General features: G+C 63.6%; 23 protein-coding genes. 9 read left to right on the forward strand and 14 right to left on the reverse strand.

Annotated features, from left to right (window positions below):
* Window positions 1-3: 3 nt before the first annotated feature.
* Window positions 4-1011, reverse strand: a complete 1008-nt coding sequence (locus BV071_RS25045; protein ID WP_052573881.1) for a beta-ketoacyl-ACP synthase III — start codon at window positions 1009-1011, stop codon at window positions 4-6.
* A 130-nt stretch (window positions 1012-1141) separates the two neighbouring features.
* On the opposite strand from BV071_RS25045, the gene BV071_RS25050 reads away from it, so the two are divergent.
* From BV071_RS25050 to BV071_RS25070, 5 genes are all read left to right on the forward strand, one after another.
* On the forward strand, window positions 1142-1597 hold the full coding sequence (locus tag BV071_RS25050; protein ID WP_035613040.1) for a hypothetical protein: 456 nt from the start codon (window positions 1142-1144) through the stop codon (window positions 1595-1597).
* A 194-nt stretch (window positions 1598-1791) separates the two neighbouring features.
* Entirely contained in the window at window positions 1792-2214 is a 423-nt protein-coding gene (locus BV071_RS25055; RefSeq protein WP_265594851.1) for a hypothetical protein, read from the forward strand.
* Window positions 2215-2265: 51 nt separating this feature from the next.
* Window positions 2266-2601, forward strand: coding sequence for a DUF1737 domain-containing protein (locus BV071_RS25060; protein ID WP_035613044.1), 336 nt, complete (start codon window positions 2266-2268; stop codon window positions 2599-2601).
* Window positions 2598-3209 (forward strand): type 1 glutamine amidotransferase domain-containing protein, encoded by a 612-nt coding sequence (locus tag BV071_RS25065; RefSeq protein WP_035613046.1) that lies wholly within the window; start codon window positions 2598-2600, stop codon window positions 3207-3209. The genes BV071_RS25060 and BV071_RS25065 overlap by 4 nt, the downstream gene beginning before the upstream one ends.
* A gap of 79 nt (window positions 3210-3288) precedes the next feature.
* On the forward strand, window positions 3289-4407 hold the full coding sequence (locus tag BV071_RS25070) for a C25 family cysteine peptidase (protein ID WP_265594852.1): 1119 nt from the start codon (window positions 3289-3291) through the stop codon (window positions 4405-4407).
* A gap of 13 nt (window positions 4408-4420) precedes the next feature.
* Here the strand turns inward: BV071_RS25070 and BV071_RS25075 are convergent, their stop codons facing one another.
* Complete coding sequence (locus BV071_RS25075; protein ID WP_035613055.1) at window positions 4421-5914, reverse strand: sulfatase; 1494 nt, start codon at window positions 5912-5914, stop codon at window positions 4421-4423.
* 235 nt (window positions 5915-6149) lie between these two features.
* Here BV071_RS25075 and BV071_RS25080 point away from each other — a divergent pair, with 235 nt between their 5' ends.
* Window positions 6150-6893 (forward strand): sigma-70 family RNA polymerase sigma factor, encoded by a 744-nt coding sequence (locus BV071_RS25080; protein WP_035613060.1) that lies wholly within the window; start codon window positions 6150-6152, stop codon window positions 6891-6893.
* A gap of 252 nt (window positions 6894-7145) precedes the next feature.
* Window positions 7146-8075 carry a ferritin-like domain-containing protein gene (locus BV071_RS25085; RefSeq protein WP_035613061.1) on the forward strand — a complete coding sequence of 310 codons (930 nt, stop codon included), beginning with the start codon at window positions 7146-7148 and terminating at the stop codon, window positions 8073-8075.
* 37 nt (window positions 8076-8112) lie between these two features.
* Here BV071_RS25085 and BV071_RS25090 read toward each other — a convergent pair whose 3' ends face one another.
* On the reverse strand, window positions 8113-8982 hold the full coding sequence (locus tag BV071_RS25090; protein ID WP_035613064.1) for a hypothetical protein: 870 nt from the start codon (window positions 8980-8982) through the stop codon (window positions 8113-8115).
* Between the two features lie 46 nt (window positions 8983-9028).
* Window positions 9029-9919: a hypothetical protein gene (locus BV071_RS25095; protein WP_035613066.1), complete on the reverse strand. Its 891-nt coding sequence runs from the start codon at window positions 9917-9919 to the stop codon at window positions 9029-9031.
* Window positions 9920-10064: 145 nt separating this feature from the next.
* Here BV071_RS25095 and BV071_RS33650 point away from each other — a divergent pair, with 145 nt between their 5' ends.
* On the forward strand, window positions 10065-13142 hold the full coding sequence (locus BV071_RS33650; protein WP_052573882.1) for a serine/threonine-protein kinase: 3078 nt from the start codon (window positions 10065-10067) through the stop codon (window positions 13140-13142).
* Window positions 13143-13152: 10 nt separating this feature from the next.
* Here BV071_RS33650 and BV071_RS25105 read toward each other — a convergent pair whose 3' ends face one another.
* The 10 genes from BV071_RS25105 to BV071_RS34460 all read right to left on the reverse strand — a co-directional run bounded on the left by BV071_RS25105 (window position 13153) and on the right by BV071_RS34460 (window position 20316).
* On the reverse strand, window positions 13153-15456 hold the full coding sequence (locus tag BV071_RS25105) for a hypothetical protein (protein WP_035613070.1): 2304 nt from the start codon (window positions 15454-15456) through the stop codon (window positions 13153-13155).
* A gap of 95 nt (window positions 15457-15551) precedes the next feature.
* Window positions 15552-15923 (reverse strand): hypothetical protein, encoded by a 372-nt coding sequence (locus tag BV071_RS25110; protein ID WP_265594853.1) that lies wholly within the window; start codon window positions 15921-15923, stop codon window positions 15552-15554.
* Entirely contained in the window at window positions 15907-16605 is a 699-nt protein-coding gene (locus tag BV071_RS25115) for a prolipoprotein diacylglyceryl transferase family protein (RefSeq protein WP_075091003.1), read from the reverse strand. Before BV071_RS25115 ends, BV071_RS25110 begins: the two co-directional genes overlap by 17 nt.
* A gap of 6 nt (window positions 16606-16611) precedes the next feature.
* Window positions 16612-16986 carry a hypothetical protein gene (locus tag BV071_RS25120; RefSeq protein ID WP_035613073.1) on the reverse strand — a complete coding sequence of 125 codons (375 nt, stop codon included), beginning with the start codon at window positions 16984-16986 and terminating at the stop codon, window positions 16612-16614.
* A gap of 12 nt (window positions 16987-16998) precedes the next feature.
* The gene (locus BV071_RS25125) at window positions 16999-17340 is read right to left on the reverse strand and encodes a hypothetical protein (RefSeq protein ID WP_265594854.1); all 342 of its coding nucleotides are present in this window, start codon (window positions 17338-17340) and stop codon (window positions 16999-17001) included.
* Window positions 17337-18692 carry a radical SAM protein gene (locus tag BV071_RS25130; RefSeq protein ID WP_035613085.1) on the reverse strand — a complete coding sequence of 452 codons (1356 nt, stop codon included), beginning with the start codon at window positions 18690-18692 and terminating at the stop codon, window positions 17337-17339. The genes BV071_RS25125 and BV071_RS25130 overlap by 4 nt, the downstream gene beginning before the upstream one ends.
* 10 nt (window positions 18693-18702) lie before the next feature.
* Window positions 18703-19050 (reverse strand): hypothetical protein, encoded by a 348-nt coding sequence (locus tag BV071_RS25135; protein WP_035613088.1) that lies wholly within the window; start codon window positions 19048-19050, stop codon window positions 18703-18705.
* 10 nt (window positions 19051-19060) lie between these two features.
* Window positions 19061-19438 (reverse strand): hypothetical protein, encoded by a 378-nt coding sequence (locus BV071_RS25140; protein WP_035613090.1) that lies wholly within the window; start codon window positions 19436-19438, stop codon window positions 19061-19063.
* A gap of 51 nt (window positions 19439-19489) precedes the next feature.
* Window positions 19490-19900, reverse strand: coding sequence for a hypothetical protein (locus BV071_RS25145; protein WP_035613093.1), 411 nt, complete (start codon window positions 19898-19900; stop codon window positions 19490-19492).
* 89 nt (window positions 19901-19989) lie between these two features.
* Entirely contained in the window at window positions 19990-20316 is a 327-nt protein-coding gene (locus BV071_RS34460; protein ID WP_343123411.1) for a histidine kinase dimerization/phospho-acceptor domain-containing protein, read from the reverse strand.
* A 139-nt stretch (window positions 20317-20455) separates the two neighbouring features.
* Between BV071_RS34460 and BV071_RS25150 the strand changes: the two genes are divergently transcribed.
* A partial coding sequence (locus BV071_RS25150) for a HAMP domain-containing protein (protein WP_265594856.1) occupies window positions 20456-21258 on the forward strand: 803 nt, incomplete at its 3' end.

Genomic DNA, 21258 nt, shown 5'->3' on the forward strand with positions numbered 1-21258 from the left:
CCGCTACCACCTAACCGCGGCAGCCGCCCAGGTCAGGCCGGCGCCGAAAACCACCATGACCACGTGGTCGCCGCGTTCGATGCGGCCGGTGCGGTGGGCTTCATCGAGCGCGATGGCTACGGCGGCGGCGGAGGTGTTGCCGTATTTCTCCAGGTTCACGAAGATCCGCTCATTGGGCACCGAGAGCCGATCGGCGATGGCGTCGATGATCCGCAGGTTCGCCTGGTGGGGTACCACCAGCTTGATGTCCTCCGGCTTGAGGCCGGAGCGCTCGATGACCTTCTCGGCGGACTCCTTCATGCGCGTCACCGCGTGCTTGAAGACCTCCTTGCCGAGCATTGCCAGGGTCACGAGGTTATCATCGGCGTTTTCCTTGGTGATCGGGCAGGCGATCCCGCCGCCCTTCACATTGAGAAGGTGGGTGAGCCGGCCATCCGAGCCCATCTCGGTCGCCAGGATCGAGCCCTCCTCCGGGGCGGCGCGGCGCAGCACCGCGGCCCCCGCTCCATCGCCGAAGAGGATGCAGGTGGTGCGGTCCTGCCAATTGATGAAGTGCGAGAGCTTTTCCGAGCCGATGATCAGGGCATTCTTGAAGGTCCCGTCGGCGATCATCCGCTTGGCGATCTTCATCGCGTAGAGGTAGCCCGAGCAGGCTGCGGAAATATCGAAAGCAACCGCGCCCACCGCGCCGATCTGCTGCTGGACGTAGCAGGCGGTGGCAGGGGTGAAGGTGTCAGGGGTGATGGTGGCGACGATGATCAGATCGATCTCTTCGCCGCTGATCCCGGCCTGCTCCAGCGCCTTGAGACCGGCCTTGGTCGCCATGTGGGAGGAAAATTCGTCCGGAGCGGCGATCCGGCGCTCGCGGATGCCGGTGCGGCTCACGATCCACTCATCGTTGGTATCGACGATTTTCTCCAGATCCGCATTGGTCATGACTCTTTCGGGCAGGTAGCTGCCGGTGCCGGCAATGCAGACCTGATACTGGGACTGGGAAAGCGATTCGCTCATGGACGGGCGGAGTCTGAAAACCGCCCGCCGGGGTGGCAAGTGTGAAGGTCGGGGGGCGCGCAGAGGCCCTCCCGGCTTGCCGGGAGAGGGGAAAAGCGGCCATATTCCGCGCCCCGGACGGGGAGGGAGAATGATTACCGCTGGTTCCATCAGCCGGTCCGAGGCCGCGGACCGCTTCGATTTCCTCGCCGAGCAGGTTCGGGGGCGGCGGGCTGCGCTCAAGGAATTCACCCACACGGATCCGGATTTCGTGTTCTGGATCTATCCGGACGGCCGGCTATTCGACGCGAAGGATGCCCACCGCCGGAATTATCCGAAGGGCCACGAGCACATCCTGAAGGACGAGCCGGAGTATGGCGGCTTCCTGCGCGGGCGCGTGGCCACCCGCTTGGGGCACCAACTCGTCGTGGTCTATTGCCGGGAGGATGCACTATATAAAGATGCGGGGAGGATGAGCCAATTCCTCAAGGGCATCACGCGTCTGCCGATTCCGCTCGATCCGGCGGCACTGGTGGTGAGCGACAATGCGGATATCTACGGGACGCTTGCGGATATCGAGGAGCGGCTGGCGGGGCTGGTCGACTGAAGCCGGATTTGCACGGTGGCCGGGTGAATTTTGCACGGCTTCTTGCGGGCAAAGTGCGGCGATGTTCCGCAAATCCTTAGCTTCCAAGGACCCGGTGCAGATCGGGATTTTGGCGCAGAAGCTGATGAGGTGAGGTAATAATGATCCCATCTGAATCCCGCGCGTACCTCGCTGCCTGCCGCCGGCTCATTGGAGTGGAGCTTTCCGCCTCGGAAACTTACACGGAAGCTCTCGACTATTTCCACCGTGATCCGGAGCAGTCCCTGATGCTCGCGATCCGGGCCGGACACGACGAGAATATCGACTGTCTGGGCGATCATCTGATGGCCCAAGGCGCGGAGTTGAGCCCCGAAGAGGAAACCGAGGATTTTTTCTCAAAGGCGGTGGAGGGCGTGTCCTGCACTTTCGGCGAGACGGCGACCTTGCTGGCCCTCGAAGCCGGTGAGGCGGGAGCGCTGAAGGAGTGCCGGGCGGTGCTAAATGATCCCGAGCTGCCGGCGAGCCTGAAGGAAGATGTCCGCGGCCGCCTGATGCCCCGCCTCCAGCGGCATGTGGATGAACTCGAGCGCCTGCGTACCGCCCAAGCGATGGAATCGCTGATGGTGCAGGGTGCTTGAGTCCGAGTGTGCGTCTTGCCCATTCCCCGCGGGGAGATTTGCCCGATCGCCATGAATCTCACCAAATACACCGTGGTCACTTCCGATGATTTCGGAAAGTTCGAGGACCGCGTGAATCAACTCTTGGGCGATGGCTGGCAACTCCAGGGCGGGGTGTCGACCGCGGCGCTGCCGGATAGTGATGGTAGCTTGGTGCACGTGCAGTGGAGCCAAGCGCTGATCCTGCCTGCGGGGGCATCCGCGCTGGAGATGGTGGAAGAGATGGCGCTGCCGCTGCCGGCCGATCTTGAGAGCATTGGCAGGCAGGTGGAGCTGCCTGGGGCCGAGCCCGCGGCGGGCAAGGGGCCCAAGCGCGGCACGCCGATTGCAAAGGACACCCTATCATGAAAACGATCCGACTTTCCGAACGCCACGACTTGCAAGGCAAGCGGGTGGCTGTGCTCGCCGCCAATGGCTTTGAGCAATCCGAGCTGATGACCCCGGTCGATGTGCTGGAAAGTTGCGGGGCGCGGGTGGATGTGATCACGCCGGATGGCGATTCGATCCGCGGCTGGGATGAAGAGAACTGGGGCCAGATCATCGCGGCGGACGTGGGTCTGGATGATGCCGACGCCGGTGACTACGATGCGCTGCTGCTGCCCGGCGGGGTTTTGAACTCCGACAGCCTGCGTACTTTGCCGCAAGCCCAAGACTTTGTGAGCGAGTTCTTTTCCGCGGGCAAGCCATCCTTCGTGATCTGTCACGGCGGCCAGGTGTTGATCGATGCGGGCTTGGTGGAGGGCCGGAAGATGACTTCCTATCACTCGATCGCCAAGGATCTGCAGAACGCCGGTGCCGACTGGCTCGACAAGGAGGTGGTGGTCGATGGGAACTTGGTGACTTCCCGCAGCCCGGATGACCTGCCGGCCTTCTGCGCGAAGATGTGCGAGGTGCTGGATGCGAAGGAAGGCGGTGCGAGATTCGCGACCGCGGGCACGGCGGGTGCGAAGAAGTGAGGGAGGCCGGGTGAGTTATTCCGGCTGTCGGCGTATGAAGTTGCCAGCAGGCGGGCGGTGATCCTGAATGCGGATCGCCGTGAAGCTCCGGATTCTCTCCCTCCTCCTTCTAGTCGTCACCGCTGCCGCCGCCGAGGAGGCGCGGCCATGGACGGTATTCTACGCGACACCTTTGAAGGCGGCGATCGAGCCGCTGGCGCAGCATCGCCGTGCGCAGGGCTATACCGTCGAGTTGATTGAGGCGGGCGATGGCTACCTGGAGAAAGTGAAGGCTGCGAAAGGCTGTGTGATCCTGGCGGGTGCGCTCGATGCCCAGGGCGCCGCCCGAGCCGATTGCGTCCTGCCCGGAGGCAAGGGCGTTTACCGCCGGATGGAGGGCCGGGCCAGTGATGGCATCCTGGCGAGTGACGCCAATGTGGTGGGACGCCTGCCCGCGGGCTCGCCGGAAGAGATGGCCGCGATGGTGGCGAAGATCCTCCGCTTCGAGCAGGAGGGGCAAGCGGCGGATCGCAAGATCGGCTGCATCATCGGCAATCCGATCGCGCTGGAGAAACACCTCTGGCCGGTGGATGTGTTCATGGCTTTCCAAGCGAACTCGATGCTGGTGGGCGTGAATCGCGAATGGAAGATCAGTGGCGCGGCGGACCTTTGCCTGAAGCCCTTCCCGCAAAGCGATGCCGCCTTCGATCCGGCGCTGGATCAGCTCACCGCGGGGAGCTGGGAAGTGTTGTCCTTCTTCGGCCACTCGGACCCGATGGGGCTCTATTCCACCGGATCGACCTATCTGTTGCAGGACGTGTGGTCGCCGCCGCAAGGGCCGCCGCGCGGGATCTTCTTCACCTGCGGCTGCCATGCGCTCGCGAACCAGAACGCCTATGCGGTTCGGGCGATGCGTTCGCCGTCCGGGCCCGCCGCGGTCATCGGGGCGAGTGCCGTGAGCTACTCGACCATCGGCTACCTGGCGGGGAAGGGACTCGCGGCTTGTGCTGCCCAGCCAGAGGGTCCTGCCACTGCGGGAGATTGGTGGCTCACGATTCGCGGCGCGATCAACGGTGCGAAGATGTCGAAGCTGGTCTTCAAGGTCTTCGACACCATCGATGGCACGGGCGGTTCGGTCCCGCTGGAGCAGCAGCGGGAGGAGCATTTGCAGATGTGGTCGCTGTTAGGCGATCCGGCGATGCGGATGCCGGTGAAGTGACCTGGCGTGTGAGCTACTGCTTCTCCAGCTTTGGCAGTGCCTCGGGCTGCTTCGCCAGTAGCTCACGCAGTTCCTTCACGATCTCTGGCTTTTCCGCGGCGAGGTTTTTCACCTCCGGGATCTCGGCATCGTAGTCATAGAGCTCGATGTCGGCCTTGTCCGCGGTTTCGCCGAACTTCTTCCACTCGACCATGCGGTAGCGCTCGGTGCGGATCGCGCGGCCGAGACGGCCTTCGCCCCGGGGGAAGCAGTGGGTGATGTAGTCGCGGGTCTTGACCGCGGGGTCCTTGAGCGTGGGCACTAGGCTGAGGCCATCCATGGTCTGAGGCACCTCCGCCTTCGGCAGGCCGGCGAGTTCCACCAGGGTGGGGTAGAGATCGACGGTCTCCGCGAAGCCACCGGCCGAGCCGGGCTTGGTCACGCCGGGTGCGATGACGAACAGAGGGATGCGGGTGTCCTCTTCGTAGTTGGTGTGCTTGGTCCACATGCCGTGGTCGCCGAGGTGCCAGCCGTGGTCACCCCAGAGGACGATCACGGTATTTTCGGCGAGGCCGAGACGATCGAGCTCATCCATCACCCGGCCGAGCTGGGCGTCCATGTAACTCATCGCCGCATAGTAGCCGTGGATCAGCTCGCGGGAGAGCGCGTCATCAATCTGGCCATCCTCCGGCACCGGGATGAAGTTGGTGATCTCGCCGCCGCGTTTGCCGGCGTAGGGTGGGGCGCCTTCGGGCGGCGTCTTGAGCTTGGCCAGTTGGAAGGCCGCGGGGTCATACATCTTCCAGTATTTCTCCGGAGCGGTGAAGGGCAGGTGCGGCTTCACGAAGCCGCAGCCGATGAAGAAGGGCATGCCGCGTTCCTTTGCCGCCTGCAGGCGCTTGATCGTTTCGTCGGCGATCTTGCCGTCCGAGTAAGCATTGTCCGGCACATCGGCTCGCTCCCAGGCCGTGCCTTTCGGCAGATGGCCGATGCGGCCGAGCTCTTGGTTGCCGAAGTAGGCCTCCTCGCGGGTCAGCTTGCCGCCGTCGGTGCTCTCCGGCTTCAAGTATTCCACCACCTTGAAGGGCACGGTCGGCACACTCCAGGAGGCGGCGTCATCGGTATTGCCGTGACCGCTGTGGAGAATTTTACCGACGGCTTCCGCCCGGTAACCGTTCTTCATGAACCACTGCGGCAGCGTCACCGCATCCGGCACCGCCTTGCGGAAATTCGTCGAGAGGTCGTAGATGCCCAGCGAGGTCGAGCGCGAGCCGAGCAAGAGATTGTTCCGCGAGCAGGCGCAGACCGCTTGGTTGCAGTAGGCGCGGTCGAAGCGCATGCCACGGGCGGCCAGCTTGTCGAGGTTCGGGGACTTGGCGATTTTGTCGCCGTAGCAGCCGAGGTTCGGCTTCAGGTCGTCCACGCAGATCAGCAGGACATTCTTGTGGGCGGCTGGCGGTGCTTGGGCCTGCGCTTGAAGCGGCAGCGATCCGAGAAACAGGACGGAAAAAAGAAAGCGACGGATCATGCGAAAAGTGTCGGAGCGGTGGCAGGGATTGGCCAGCAGTGAGTTTGGAGTCGGGATCGGATGACAGTGCTGCTCCGGCGGCGTTTGCGGCGCGCGGGGCAGGTGCAAAGGAGTGTCGCCAAGTCCGGGAGTGTTCCGCGCCGCTACCGGACAAGATCGACAGCGGGGAAGTTTCACCTTTCCCCCGGGGCTTCCCGCAGCCTAGCTTTTTTCCGGAAAACGGCACTCCTTCGCCATGACCGCAACACACCCGTCGCCATTCCCCGCCACGCAGTGGACCCTACTGGCGGCAAGTTGTCGCGCTGATGATCCGGAGGAGCGGCGGCGCTCGCTGGAAGAGCTGTGCCACGCTTATTGGTATCCGCTCTACGTCTTCGCCCGGCGCCAGGGTGGCACGCGTGAGGATGCCGAGGATCTCACCCAAGGCTTCTTCCAGTATGTGCTGGAGAAGAATCTCTTCGCTGCGGCGAGTCAGGAGCTCGGCAAGCTGCGGACCTTCCTGCTCACCGTCTTCCAGCGCTACATCGGCGATGCACGTGCGCGCGACCGTGCGCTCAAGCGCGGCGGTGGCATTGCGCTGGTCTCACTGGATTGGCGCGAGGGTGAGGAGCGCTATGCGAATGAGCCGGCCGATCCGCTCACGCCGGAGGCCCTCTTCGATCGATCTTGGGCGATGTCGCTGCTGGCAAGGACGCTCGAAGAGCTCGGCCGCAGTGAAGGCGCTGCCGGGCGCGGCGCGCAATTCGCGGTGCTGGAACCTTTCCTCAATGCCGCGGCCGTGGCCGATGGCAACTACGAGGCCGCTGCAAATTCGCTGGGTATGAATGGCGATGCGGTGCGCAAGGCCGTGAGCCGGCTGCGCCGGAGATTCCGCGATGGCTTGCGCCAGCAGATCGCCGCCACTTTGGAAAACCCGGATGAGGCGCGGATCGACGAGGAGTTGCTGGCTCTGAAGCAGGCCCTGCGCGAGGCGCATTAGTTTTTAGGGCTCGGATAACGGGCCTGTTGTATCCGCGGAAGGAGGCGAGTTTCGAATAACCCTATTCTGCATGTGAGCCGATGCAGCTTGCATCGGTTGTTAGGGTTCGCTGTCGTGATTCCTTGAATCGCAGCAGACTGCACTGCTTCTGGGAGTAGGGAATGGAGCTTGTTGGAAGGCTGTGGTGCGGCGTTTGCGAAAGCGGTTGTGCCCGGGGATTCCCATCGGGCGAACCCTCCATACAGGAACCATATGAAAACCACTGATCCATCCCTCCGCTCCAGCCTCCTCGATTCCGCTTCGGGCCGCCGCGCCTTCTTGCGCTCCGTCGGTCTGGGGGTCGGAGGGGCCGCCCTCGCTACGGCGCCGGGTGCTTCTGCAGCCCCGGCGTATTTCTTCGGCAACAAGAAGGCCAAGCGTGATGCCGACATCTTGAACTTCGCCCTCAATCTGGAATATCTGGAAGCTGAGTACTATCTCCGCGGCACCACGGGCCAAGGCTTGGAAGGCGTAAGCGTCGGCACCGATGGCAGTGGCACGGCGGGCGCGGTCACCGTGAAGGCCAATCCGAAGGTGACCTTCAGCACGCCGGCCATCGCCCAGTATGCGAACGAGATTGCCGAGGACGAAGCCAACCACGTGGCCTTCCTGAGAACCGCCTTGGATGGCACCCGTTTCGGACACGTCGCACGACCTGCGATCGACTTGCAAAACAGCTTCAACACGCTCGGCAACCTGCTGGGGATCGGCAATTTCGATCCCTTTGCCAACGAGCTGAACTTCCTGCTCGGTGCCTTTATCTTCGAAGACGTCGGGGTGACCGCTTACAAGGGAGCGAGCCCGCTGGTGACGAACAAGGCCTTTTTGGAAGCCGCCGCCGGGATTCTCGGCGTGGAAGCTTATCATGCGGGGACGGTGCGCGCCCTGATCTATGGGGCGGGCACCACGGCCCAGAATATCGCGAACTCCATCTCCAACCTCCGAGCTTCGCTCGACAACGTGTCGGCCGGCTCGCTCGACCAAGGGGTGACAGTAGGCGGCCAGGCGAATATTGTGCCCGCGGATGAAAACTCCATCGCCTTCAGCCGCACCACGCGACAGGTGCTGAACATCGTCTATGGCGGTATCAATGCGACATCCGGTCTGTTCTTTCCGAACGGCCTCAATGGAACGATCCATTGATCGCGATAGAGAATCCCCGGCGGGACCGCCGCCGGGGCTAAGGCGGGGTGCCCTCCAGCTTGAGGGTATTCTCCTTCAACTCTTCCCAGTAGTCGACGATCACCGGCACCGTCTTGTCCACCTTCACGAGATCAAGGCTGAAGCCGCCGCTGCTGGTGCTGCCATCGAGCCGGTAGCTGATGATCCGCTGGCGGTCCTTCTCATCGATCCCGACGGTGACCTGGCGCACGTCACGTCCGAGATGCACGGTGAAAGGGCCCGCCTTGGCGTAGGTAAGTTTGCCTTCCTCCTTCGGCACCTTCATCTCGATTTTCTCGGTCTTCACCACCGTGCCGGAATAGGCGATGAGACTGCCGGATAGCTTGCTGCCGCTCAGCTTCGCCTCGTCGAATTTGCCGGGACTGCTGAGGGTGAGCGTTACTCCGCCGGCACCGGGGGTGCAGTTCGGCATCCAGCTCCTCGCGGAGACCGTACGATTGCCGATCTTGAGAGGCTCTACCACCAGGCTGTCTGCTTTCAGGCCCGCGTAGTTGCTGCCGCTGATCTGAAAGCGGTACTCCACTTGGGCGGGTAGAGGCGTGCTTCCGGGGACGGGCCGGTCGGGAAATACCGTCGCCCTCTCAAAGGCGACCTTCAGATTCCCCGCGGGAGCCGCATCAGCGGCGGCGGGTGGTGCTGCTGCCTCGCGGGCGCGCTGCCAATCTGCTTCCTGCAGGTCGGTGAGATTCATTGTCACCGTCTTGCCGGCGCGGGTGCGAAAGGTGACCGTCTCGGCGTCGGACTTCTTCTCCAGCTTGAGCAGTTCCAGCTCGGCGACCTTGCCGTCCTTGCTGGTCCATTGGGAAAATTCGCCGTGTGCGGCGGTGGCGCAGAGAAGGAGGAGGGGAATGAGGATCCGGGGCACCATGGAAACCTAGCGGCGCGCGCGGGCGGGTTCAAGGCGCATCGGCGGCTCAGGGTGCCGTGGCTTTCAATTCGAGTTCGCTTTCGACCAGATCCTCCCAGTAGTCGACGGCCACGGTGACGCTTTTCATCCCCTTCTCGTAGGCGAGTTCACGCACCTCCTTGCCGTCGGACTCCAAGGCGCACTTGATGATCTGCCGCGGATCTTGCTTTTCGCCCGCATAGTTCGGCTCGACATACAGGAAATGTCTCTCGACCCCGTTGGTGGTCGCATAGGAGTGGTGGAAATCCAAGACCACGGGGCCGACCTTCAACTCGCTCTTGCCGGTCTTGCTGTTGACCTTGGCCTCGACCTTGGTGCTTTGCTTTTTGGTGCCGCGCAGGGCGGTGACCTTGGCGGCGAGCTTGCAGCCACTGAACTTTTCCAGATCGAAATCGCCCCGCGCCTCGACCATCAGGTAGGCGCTCGGGCCGCTGCCGCTGGACGCTTGCCAAGACTTTGCAGGCACGGCTTTGCCGCCGATCTCAAAGGGCTCGACCACCAGGCTGTCCTTCTTGATGCCCACGTAGCTCTCTCCCTTCACCACGAATTGGAAAGACAGGGCCTCGGGAGTCGTCTTGCCGTCCGGGAGTGGCTTGGGAGGAACTCCGATCGCCTTGTGGAACTCCAGCGTGAGTCCGGGAGGACCGGCTGGCGTCGCCGCTGCTGCGGCATCGCGGGCCCGCTTCCAGTCCGGCTGCAGGAGGTCCACGAGCTTCATGGTCACGGAATTGCCAGCGCGGGTGCGGAAGGTGACCATCTCCTCGCCATCCACCTTTTCGAGCTTCAGGAATTCCATCTCAGCGGACTTCCCGTCGCTGCGGGTCCAAGTCTCGTAGGCGGCGTTCGCCGAGGGGAGGCTGAAAAGCAGGACGAGGGGAAGGAGGAACCGGTACACCATGGAAAGCTAGCGGCGTGCGCGGGCGGGTTCAAGGGGCATTGTGCATTGCGCCCGCGCCGTCGGCCGGGCTGTTAGGAGTGCTATTCCATTTGGAACACGATTTCGCGTTTTCGGACCGGGATTTGCTGTGCTTCGATCCACACAGATGTCCAGCGATCCCCCAAGCACTGCGTCGCGCGGCCCGATCACGGGCGAGCATGCGGTTGCCTTGTTCGACATGGGCTTCCACACCCTGGTCCCGGATGAACCTGCCCTGAGCGAGGACGAGTGCGAGGACCATCCCGGTGACATGATTTCGCGCTACCGGCTGGTCGAGCCCTTGGGCGAGGGCGGCTTCGGCTACGTCTGGTCCGCGGAGCAATTGCAACCGATCCAGCGGGCGATCGCGCTGAAGCTGATCCGGCGCGGAATGAACAGCCGCGAGATCATCGCGCGCTTCGCCGCGGAGAGCCAGGCGCTGGCGCTGATGGATCACCCGAATATCGCCGCAGTGCTGGATGCCGGGGCGACCGCCGATGGGCGGCCCTTCTTCGCGATGGAGCTGGTGAAGGGCGAGCCGCTGGTGAGCTACTGCAACTCCCGTGGCCTCGGGCTGCGCGAGCGGATCGAGCTATTCATCCCCGTGTGCCAGGCGGTGCAGCACGCGCACCAGAAGGCGATCCTGCATCGCGACCTGAAGCCATCGAATATCCTGGTGGCGGAGATCGATGGCAAGCCGGTGGCGAAGGTCATTGACTTCGGCATCGCCAAGGCGCTGGCAGCCACGCCGCCCGGCGCGCTGGACGCCAGCCTGCTGCAGACCCGCGCGGGCGCGATCCTGGGAACCCTGCCCTACATGAGCCCGGAGCAGGCCGGCAGCGTGACGGACGTGGATACCCGCAGCGATATCTACTCGCTGGGCGTGATCCTCTACGAGCTGCTCACCGGCAGCACACCGCTGGCTGCGGGCGCGCCGGTGAGTGAAGCCTACGATGAGACTCTACGGCGCATCCGCACCCAGGAAGCACTGCGTCCGAGCAGCCTCACCCATGGCGGCGGTGAGCAATTGAAGTCGCGGCGGGCCCTGCGCGGGGACCTGGACTGGATCGCGATGAAGGCGCTCGAGAAAGACCGCCGCCGCCGCTACGAAACGGCCACCGCGCTGGCCGCGGACCTGCGCCGCTATCTCGACCGCGAGCCGGTGAGTGCGGCCGCGCCGACTTGGAGCTATCAGTTCTCGAAATTCGCGCGCCGCAATCGCGTCGTTTTTGCCTCCGCCGCACTGGTCGCTGCGGCGATGATCACCGGCACCACGGTGAGCCTGCAGCAGGCCTCGCGGGCCAAGCATGAGAGCGAGAATGCGGATGCGAGCCGCAGGGAGGCGGAGCGCAATCGCGCCTTGGCCGAAGCCAACCTGGCCAAGGCAAGGGGTGCCACGGATCAATTCCTCAACAAGGTCGCGGATGATCCGCGCCTGCGCGAGGCGGACTTCCTGGAGCTGCGGCGTTCGCTGTTAGAGAGCGCCTTGCCATTCTACGAAGAACTCTCCGCGAATGATGGCGCCGGCCTTTCCTTCAGTGCCGGGCGGGGCAGCGCGCTCAATCGACTGGGCCTGCTCTATCAGGAGCTGGGACGCCCGGATAAATCCCTGGGCGCATTCCGCCAGGCGGTGGAGGCCAGCGAAGCGCTGGTCGCCGCCGAGCCGCGGAACCCGGAACACCGCGAGGCATTGCTGGCCGCCTGCAACAACCTTGCCTCGATGCTCGACGTTGCCGGTGACCGTGAAGCCGCACTCGCCGCGCAGGCCCGCTCCGTGGAAGTCGCCCGCAAGCTATCCGCGGACTATCCGGAGAATGCAGAATACCGCGAGAATCTGGTCACGCTGCTGATGAACTCCGGGCAGATGCTGGCGCGCAGCGGCAAGCATGAGGAGGCGATGCCGATGATCCGTGAGGCACTCGCCGCCAGTGAAGCGCTGGTAAAGGATTTCCCCGAGGAACCGGCCTACCGCTCTCTGCTCGGGAATGTGCATGCGAACTTCGCGGGAGTGCTGAACCATGCGAATCAGCCGGGGGTGGAGCAGGAGTTCCTGCTGGCAAAGGGCGTGCAGGAGCAATTGCTCCAGGAGGAGCCCTCCAGCCGCGGCAACCGCGACCTGTTGGCCACCACCTGCATGAATCTGGGTCACATCATGACCTTCTCCGGACGCTGGGATGAAGCCCTTGTATATTTGCGGGAGGCGATGACCCACTACGATCGCCTCGCGCAGGATCTGCCCTCGGTCCCGGAGTATCGCTCGTCCTCCGCGCGCTGCCGTATGCTGATGGGGATGAGCCTGCTGAATCTCGGGCGCTCTTGGGAAGCGGAGCCGGAGTTGCAGGAGAGTATCGCGGCACAGCACCGCTTGGGTGAAGAGTTCCCCGCCGATGATAAACACGCGACGCGCGAGGGCGTGGCACTCGAGGTCTTGGCCAAGCTCAAACGCAAGGCGGGCGATACCGCCAACGCGCGGCAACTTTACGAGGCCTCGATCGAATGCCACCGCCGTGCGCTGGCTGCCCGTCCGGACGATGTCGAGTCGAGCAAGTTCATCGCCGAGCGCTGGCATTCGCTGGCGCAGATGGCGCTCGACGAGGGGGATGCCGCGCAGGCGGTTCGCAATGCCAGGGAGATCCCGGTGACCTTTCCCGGGCGCTGGGAGGAATATTCGGCTGCCGCCCGGCTGGTGGCGCAGGCGGTTGCCCGCGTTCTGACACAGCAGGAATTGCCGGAGAGCGAGCGCATGATTCAGGCGGAGCAACATGCGGCCGTTGCCGTGGAGCTGCTCCAGAAGGCGATCGATGCGCGCTATCCCTACGTGCCCGAGCTGGCGAATGATCCGGATTTTGAGCCGCTGCGTGTCTATCCATCCTTCGCTGCCTTGAAGGAGCCACCACCGGAAATGCCGGGCGCCCAGCCTGAGCGCTTCGTCTTCGACTACCCCTATGATGATCCTGGCCCGCGCAACTGGAAGCGCGAGGGAGATCACTGGACCGAGACTCAGCCCTCCGGGAGATCGAGCGAGTTCCGCGTGGTCGGCCGCATCCGCCTGCGCGGGGTTTCGGGCACGGAGATCGAGCACCTCACCGAGCCGGATTTCCATCTCTTCATCCCGGATCGCAATACCCCCGACACGCCGAAGCTTTCGATGCGCCGGGGGGATACTCCTTGGGCGGGGCTCGGGGATCTCCGGAACCTGAAGTAGGAAGCGGGTGCTACTTCGAGCGTAGTACCACGGTGGTCCGCGGGCCGATCTTGGCCGTCGCTCCGGCGGCGACATCCTTGCCGGTCACCAGGTTGCGCAGGCCGGCCTGGTCGGGGGCCTTGAAGTCGAAGCTCTTGTCCATGCTCATGTTCATGGCGATGAGGTAGGGCCCGTACCGTAGCTGATAGAAGTCCCCACGCCCCGCATGGATATTCTCCTGGCCGGGTTTGAAGGAGACGCCCTCCGGGATCTTCGCGATCGGCAGGATCTCCCCGCTGTGGGCGGAGACGAAATCCTTCGGATAGCGCGGCCCGCCATTGCCGAAGGCAAAGTTCGTCCAGTCCGGCCGCTTGTAGTCCATGCCGGAGGGCGTGAACTGGATCTCCTCCGCCACCGTGGCGATGCGGTCGATCTCCGGGGTCATGTAGTGAACCCGGCCGAGGAAGTTCACGCCATGGCGTGCGCGCCAGTAGAGGGAAGCGTAGAGGATCTCCTCGCCGCTCTTGATCGCGACCACGCCGTCCTCCTCATCGCTGAAGACGAAGTCCGGCTGATCCGCGGACATCGGGAGGCGTCGCGGAGCCGTGGCAGGCGCTCCTACCTTCTCAAGTTGATCCGGCACCGCCAGCAGGCCGAAGGTGGTGCGGAAGCCCTTCTCCTTCATGGTCTCCACCAGCGTGGCGTAGAGCTGGTTGTCCTCCAGCATCTGCTGCACGCCGCCGAGAAGCTGCGGGTCGCCGGTGGTGGCGGCCGTTTCCAGCGGATTGCCATCCCAAGAGGGGCGCTGGGTGTAGGTTACATCGCCCGGGTAGTGGACATCCCGCCAGCCGACGGCGGTCTCTTGGACCATCGCGCGGAAGCCATCGCGGTCCTGCAAGGGATAGCGGAAGGGTGCACGGGCACGGGCGATCTTGATGAGCTGGTTCTTCAGCGCGGGATCGCCGGGCTGGCCGGGGGAAGTACGGGTGGCATCGTAGATCTGCGCGACCCAGTCGAGCACCTCGCCGTAGTTGCCCACGAAGCCGAGCTCCCGGGTCAGGCCCTTGGCGGTGAGCTGGAGGTAGTCGTCGCCCAGCGGCTTCTGTGGCTTGCCGTCCTGCTCGCTGCCGAGCCATGGTGCCAAGCCGACCGACTCGTGCAGGTAGCGCAGGGCAGCCGCTTCCGGCAGCGCGGCGGTGGGATCAAGTACGGCGATTCCCCGGTTCGCGAGGTAGATGCCGTAGAGGTCGTTGATCATCGATTGGTTCGTGTACTGGCGGCGGTGCTCGCGGTGCCAGTCGCGGCAGGCCAGCAGCATCGCGCGGAAGGCCTCGCGGCGCTTCACCTGCTTGCCGGTGCCGTCATCGATGCTCTCGTCGAAGTGCGGTTTGAGTTCCTTCTCCAGCAGCTGGATCGCCTGCCCGGAGGGGCCGAGGCCGAACCAATCGGGATTCCAGGTCGATGGTTCCTCCTCGGCGAGTTTCGGATTGGCGACGTAGCCGCGGTAAAGCGCATCGAGGCTGGCGAGCACCTTGGTCACGGTCTCCGGCTTGCCTGCGGCCTTGCACCATGGGGTGTGGTAGGCCTTGGCGAGGAAGAGGGCCTGCATCTGGTTGGCCGGGCGGGCGGGATCGCGCAGCAGCCGCTCGATCTCACCGTCCACGCGGGCCTTCACGGCATCCATGACTTCCGGCCCGGGCGTCGTGCGTGTCTGGAGGCTTGCCGGAGCGCTGCCTTGCTTCTCATCGGCAGGCGGGATGAAGCAGCTCTCGGTGTGGGTGTAGGCACGGTAGAGGCCGCGGCTCGGGTCCCGCATCGGCTTCTGGTAATCGTCGAACTGGTTCGCGTAGGCAGAGAGCGGACCATAGGCGCGGATCTCGCAGTCGATGCTCTCCTTGCCCTTGGTCAGGGCCAGCGGCAGCGGGCCAGTGCGATAGCTGAAGCGCCCGGGAAAGGCGGGGCCATCGCTGCCCAGATCAAGCGCCTCATAATCGCCGAGGTGGCGGTAGCCGATCTGCTTGCCGTCGATGAACAGCAGCATGTGATTGTGGCTCTCATCGCTGCCCCAGAGGCGCAGGGTGAAATAGTTCTGCTGTGCGGGATCGACCTTCAGGTGGAACTTGAGCGTGCCGCCTTGCCACGCCGGATCACCGCCGGGAAGCAGCAGGCGCGAGGCTTCACCAAGACCTCCGGGCCGGACCTCGGAGAGGCTGGCGCTCAAGGCATGCGACTTCTCGGATGCCTCATCGCCGAAGCGGAGACTATCGAGGGGACTGGCAGCGAGAAGGGCAGGGAAGAGGGCGGGAACAACAAGGGAAACTCGGACAAGAAGCATGGATCGGTGGTGCGGCTAGAGAGCTGCGGGTGCCGGGGAGGATTACGCCGCCCCGAGCCGGATCTTGCAGGATATGTATGACAGCACGGGGCCGCTCAAGCGCACCAAGCGATGAAAAGCAGCGGGCCGAATGCGATCACCATCACCAGCGGGGCCACGGCAAGCTGTAGCCTGAGGTAGTTCCAGAAGTTCATCCAGATCGTCTCGCGGTGGTCCTCTTTCGGCACTGCCATCTGCTGGCAGACGAGCAGGCCTTGGAATGCGGCGGCGAAGGCGGTGATCGCGACGAACCCGATCAGCCCCACCAGGGCGATCAGCGAACCCTGCATCAAGGCACCGAACAGAAAGGGCAGCAGGCCGCCGGGCACGATCCAGGTCAGGAAGCGAAGCCAGGCGATGCTGCGGCTGGCGCTCGGTGGGGCTTCTTCCATCGCGGCCGGTTCTACCAAGTCAGCGCGCTGATTCAAGCGGCAGCGGAGCTTCTGCCGCGCGGGCGCGTTGCCGGTAGGCGATCAGTGCCGCTGCGGCGGTCAGCAAGGCGATGATCTGATACCCCGAAAGCCCGCCGAAGGGTTTGGGCGTGGCGCGCAGGAATTCGTGGGCGAAGCGGAACAAGCCGTAGGCCATCAGATAGAGGTGGAAGTGCTGCCCGGTCTGAAGTCGCTTGGCGCGCAGCACCAGCAAGGCAAGCAACGCTGCGGTCTGGAATGCGATCTCCACCGGCACTGCGGGCCATCTGCCGAAGGAACATTCGATCCCCTGGCAGCAGCCGGCGTACAGACAGCCAATGCGGCCGAGGATCAGCGGCACCGGGATTAGCATCGCGAAGCGGTCGCCGGTGACGGCACGATAACCCATCGCCTTCTTCACGATCTCCACGCCGGCCCAGCCGCCGGGCAGCGCGCCGATGATTGACTTGCCCGAGGCCCACAGCTGCCAGCGCATCGGATCGTTCCAATGCAGCCAGCCTTCGGAGAAGAGATAGGCAAGCTTGGCACCGACGAAGGCACCCACCAAGCCGCCGAGGTAGATCAGCGGCAGCCTGCCATCATGCTTCGAGGCCCGGAACCAATAGACCGCGCCGATGCCGATACCCGCGATGACCATCAGCGAGTAGACCGGGCTGCCGTTGGAGAGGGGAAAGGGCATGGAAGATCAGTAGTGGCCTCCACCCATGAGCACGCAGGCACCCCAGGCCAAGGCGAACCACAAGGCGGGAACCACCAGCACTTGGACTATCACGAAGATGAAGACGTGCGAGCCGATGGCTGCCTTCGGATGGTTTTGTGGAATCCCCAGTTGCTGGCAACGGAGCATGGCATTGAAGTGCCCCAGGTAGATGGTCAGGCCCAAGCCAATCGCTCCACCCACATAGAGGCCGAGGGTCGAATTGGTCAGTTGACCGGCGCCAAACAGGCACATCGGCAGGATCACCGAGGGCAAGAGCCAGATCCCCACCCGCAGGCAGCCGGACTTGCGCGAGGGCGGAGGAGGTGGCAGTGGGCTGCCGGTGCGGTAGGGCAATGACATGCGGCAGAAGAATCAGAATCCAGATGAGAGTTTCGCCAGCCAGCGGCCGATCATGGTCAAGACCCCGAGAAACACCAATTGAAAGACGATATACATCGTGACGCCAGTTACGATCCTGGCCTTCGGGTGATCGCGGGGAATCCGGTACTCGTTGCAGTAGAGCAGCGCATCAAACAAAGCCAACCCGGCAAGGGTGAGTGGTCCGGCCAGGAGCAGGAGATTTTCAAGGCTCCGGTTCTCGGGGAATCTTGAACGTAGATACAAGGCGGCGATCAACATGGGGAGAGGTAGCGCCCAGACGATGTAGCGGATTGCTGAAATCGCCGGGTTCGGGCGTGGACTCTCGGCGCTCATATCGCATCGGGAAAACCAGAGTAGTAGCGGCAGAAGGAGTCCAACTTGCCATCCGGCCGGATCACGTGGGTGCAGCAGCGGTCGATGCGGTCCTGGTCCCAGGTCCAGGCATCCATGAAGGGCTTGATGAAGAGCCGGAAGGCGTTCTCCTCCTTCATCTCGAAGCGGTGCAGGATTTCGCCCAGCTCGGTATTCTCGCAGCCGCACTGGATCAGGTCGGAGAGCTCGTAGCGCACCTTGTCACGCAGGAAGCCCTGCACGCTGGCGAAGTCGATGAACTCCGAGATGCTGCGGACTCCCAGTGGTGTGCGCAGCAGGTAGCCGATGGTGGCGCAGTTCGGATCGCCGCAGGGCAGGGGAGTGAAGTCCTCGTAGCGTAGCCGGCCGTTGGCCTGCTCCACCGCACCGACGATGATGTCCGCGGCATTCAGCGGCTCGTCTTGTTCCGTGTTGATCCTCCGTCCACTCCGGAACATTGGCTGGAAGGAAATCCCGCGGCACTTCTCGAAACGCAGTCCGAGCCCGATGGTCTCCCACAGGTGCGCCAGGTTGCTGCGTGTCACCGTCATTGCCAGGGTAAAGGGGATGGCCTCGCGCTCGCAGCGCTCCATCGCGGTATGCTTCATGTCGCGCAGGTCGGTCCCACGGAGTTCCTTTTGGCCGGCTTCCTGCGGACCGTCGTATTGCAGGTAGAGCTGGAAGTGGCCGCGGCGCGCACGCTCGCCGATGGCTGTTAGGAACTCGGTCTCCTTCGCGATCCGCACACCATTGGTGTTGACCAGGCAGTAGTCGATTCCCGGTTCGGCATGGATCCAGTCGAGCAGCTCGAAGAACTGCGGGTGCAAGGTCGGCTCCCCGCCGGAGAGTTGCAGGATCTCGATCTTGCCCTTGCGTGCGATGACACCGCGGATCCGCTGCTGGAGTTCTTCCAAGGGATGATACTTCAAGCGATCGCCCGCGGCACCCACCGGTGAGTCCGCGAAGCAAGTCGGGCAGGCGAGGTTGCAGGAGTCCACGATCTCGATCAGCGCGAGGCAGGTCGAGAGCACCTCCACTGCGGAGTCCGTGGCGGCAGCATTCCTGCCGAGCGTGCCATCACGCCCGGAGGGATCCGCGGCGCAAGCGCAGCCCGGCCCGCAGGCATTTGCCGGATCACCCTTGGCCAGCCAGTAGAAGCGGGCATCGCTGGCGATGCAGGCGGTATGCTCGCCGTGCTCCGCACAGGTGCGGGTGAGATAAACTGCCGACGGTGTGCCGGCGGTTTTCCACACCTCTGCGGCGGCGGGTAGCTTGCACTCCGGGCAGCGCGAGGTGGTCTGTTTGAGGGTTTCCTTGAAGGAGCGGAGGAGCATGGATTTGATTCTAGACGCGGAGGGGCGGGAAAGCTGCAAGACAAGTGCCGAACCAGACTGCGAAACAGATCACCACTTGTCCGATGAAGTAGCCGAAGCCCGACAAGACGACGCTGTTTCCCCGGTAGCGGACACGCAGGCAGGCGAGAAAGTGGACCAAGCCGACAAAGATCGCCACCAGCCCGACCAGCGGCACGCAGAGGGAGAGCGTGACACCACCGTCCCCCAGGCCTTCTCTCAGAGCCGCGATGATCAGGTTGAGGCCGCCGGTAAGCAAGGGCGGGGCCAGCAGTGTCGTCCATAGCTTGCGCTGGGGGATCTGCGGTGGTTCCTGCGGAATGGGAGGCTCCTCGTTCATCGTTCCGGGTCTAGCAGGAACCCAGCGCGGCGGCAATGTAAGCCAGCGGCAGGTAGGTCATTATGAAAGCGAGGATCGTCTCAAGGATGAAATATCCCGCCGCATCCCAGATCATCTTGGCGCGATGGAGTTGTGGATCCCTGCCATGTCGCCTGCCATTCAGGAGCGCGTGCAGATAGGCACAGTAGCCGAGCGCTCCGATAAAAAGGGCCGCGAGTCCGTACAGGGCCGGTGGAGTGAGGCCGTTGAAGAGGAACATCAGGGTCAGCACTGGAATTCCGATCAAGGGCGCAAGCCAGTTGAGCACCAGCCAGCACAGCGTGCGTCGCTTCACCGCGCGCAGCTCATCGGCGGCATCCCGGACGATCTTGTTGGAGGGTGAAGTCATCTCGCTGCGGATTGGGCCTTGATCACCGGGCGGAACGCTGCCGTGTGCTTGTCAGCAGCCGCCGGGGTGGCTGACGATGGCAATAAACAGAGCAGCTCCGGCGGTAGTGATGACGGCGCAATGGAATACGGTGAATACGATGGTGCTCCCGATCACCTTTTTTCTGCATCGCCCGGGGTCCTTTCCTCGTCGTTTGCAAGCGAGCTGGGCTTCCAAGCGGCCGCAGTAGGCGATCGCGCCTACCAAGCCACCAAGAAGAACGTACCAGCTCGGCGAGAGGGGCTCCACGCCGAGAACAAGGGTGAGGCAGACAATGGCCACGGGAACCGCGATCAGAGGCACCAGCCAGAGAACCGCCTGGTAGAGTAGCAGCCGCTGCCGCAGTTGGCGGATGACCTGTTCGCTTACTTCCTCTTCTTCGTCCAGAGGATCAGAAGCGATCCGGTTTAGGGGAGCTGTCATCGGGGAACCGCATTCCTATAGCGGATCCACACCCTCTCTGGAAATCGAATACGACTCTCCCAACATCGGGAAAACTGATGAAGCCTTTGCTAGCGAACGAAGGATTCCGGATCGCTCAGCAGGCGATTGAGCTGTTCGGTTAGATCCTCGGTCTGGCGCTCCAGGATGCCGATAAGCTTCTCCGACTTTGCCGGGTCCGCCGCGGCCATGCGTAGTACGGCCAAGGTAGTAGTCATCGTTGAGAGGGGCGAGCGCATGTCATGCACGGCCTTGGCGACTAGTTGTTCCCAAGGAAGGATGCTGCTTGTGTCTACAGGGGGGGTATTCACTTCACCAACCAAAGCTCGGAGCGCAAGGATTGCAAGTATCGTGCGAATTGCATCTTGCACCTCACGCCATGGCGCTTTGCACGGCACCTCGTGCGAAGCGCACCCATCAAGGCGCTTCGCACCTAACGACGGCCTAGGCCCTCAACGGTTCCTAAAAGGCTCTCTAACTTGGAACAAGGCATGCGAAGGGAGGAAGTTCGCACCCCAGATCCCGAAGCCCATGCCCATGAGGAAAGCTGCCCGCTCCGCCGCCGCTGTCAACGGAACGCCCCCTGAGAAGACTGTGAAACGCAGGTCGGGGGATGATGCTCCCAAGGAGAGGCGCAGGCCCGGGAACGATGTGCTCAAGGAACTTCACTCCGCTCTAACCGCCTTCAAGCGCGGGGACTTCACCGTCCGGATGCCGGACGAGTGGACCGGCATCGAGGGCAAGGTGGCGGACGCCTTCAACGAGGTGATCCGCCGCAATCAAGAGATGGCCCAGGAGTTGGCGCGAATCTCCGATGTGGTGGGCGTCGAAGGCCGCATCAACCAGCGCGCATCCTTGGGCGATGTGCAGGGCTCATGGGGCGCGGCGATTGGCTCGATCAACGGTCTAGTGGCCAATCTCGTGCAGCCCACCAGCGAAGTGGCGCGCGTGATCGGTGCGGTGGCGAAGGGCGACCTCTCGCAGAACATCGCCACCGAAATGGACGGCCGCCCGCTGAAGGGCGAGTTCCTCCGCACCGCCCGCACCGTGAATACCATGGTGGAGCAGCTCGGCGCTTTCGCTTCGGAAGTGACCCGTGTGGCCCGCGAGGTGGGCACCGAAGGCAAGCTTGGCGGCCAGGCGAAGGTCAAGGGCGTGGCCGGCACCTGGAAGGACCTCACCGACAACGTGAACCTGATGGCCGGTAACCTGACCGCCCAGGTCCGTAACATCGCGACCGTGACCACCGCGGTGGCGAATGGCGACCTCACCAAAAAGATCACGGTGGACGTCAAGGGCGAGTTCCTTGAGCTGAAGGACACGGTCAACATCATGGTGGG

The sequence above is a fragment of the Haloferula sp. BvORR071 genome (assembly GCF_000739615.1).
In the GTDB taxonomy this organism is placed as follows: domain Bacteria; phylum Verrucomicrobiota; class Verrucomicrobiia; order Verrucomicrobiales; family Akkermansiaceae; genus Haloferula.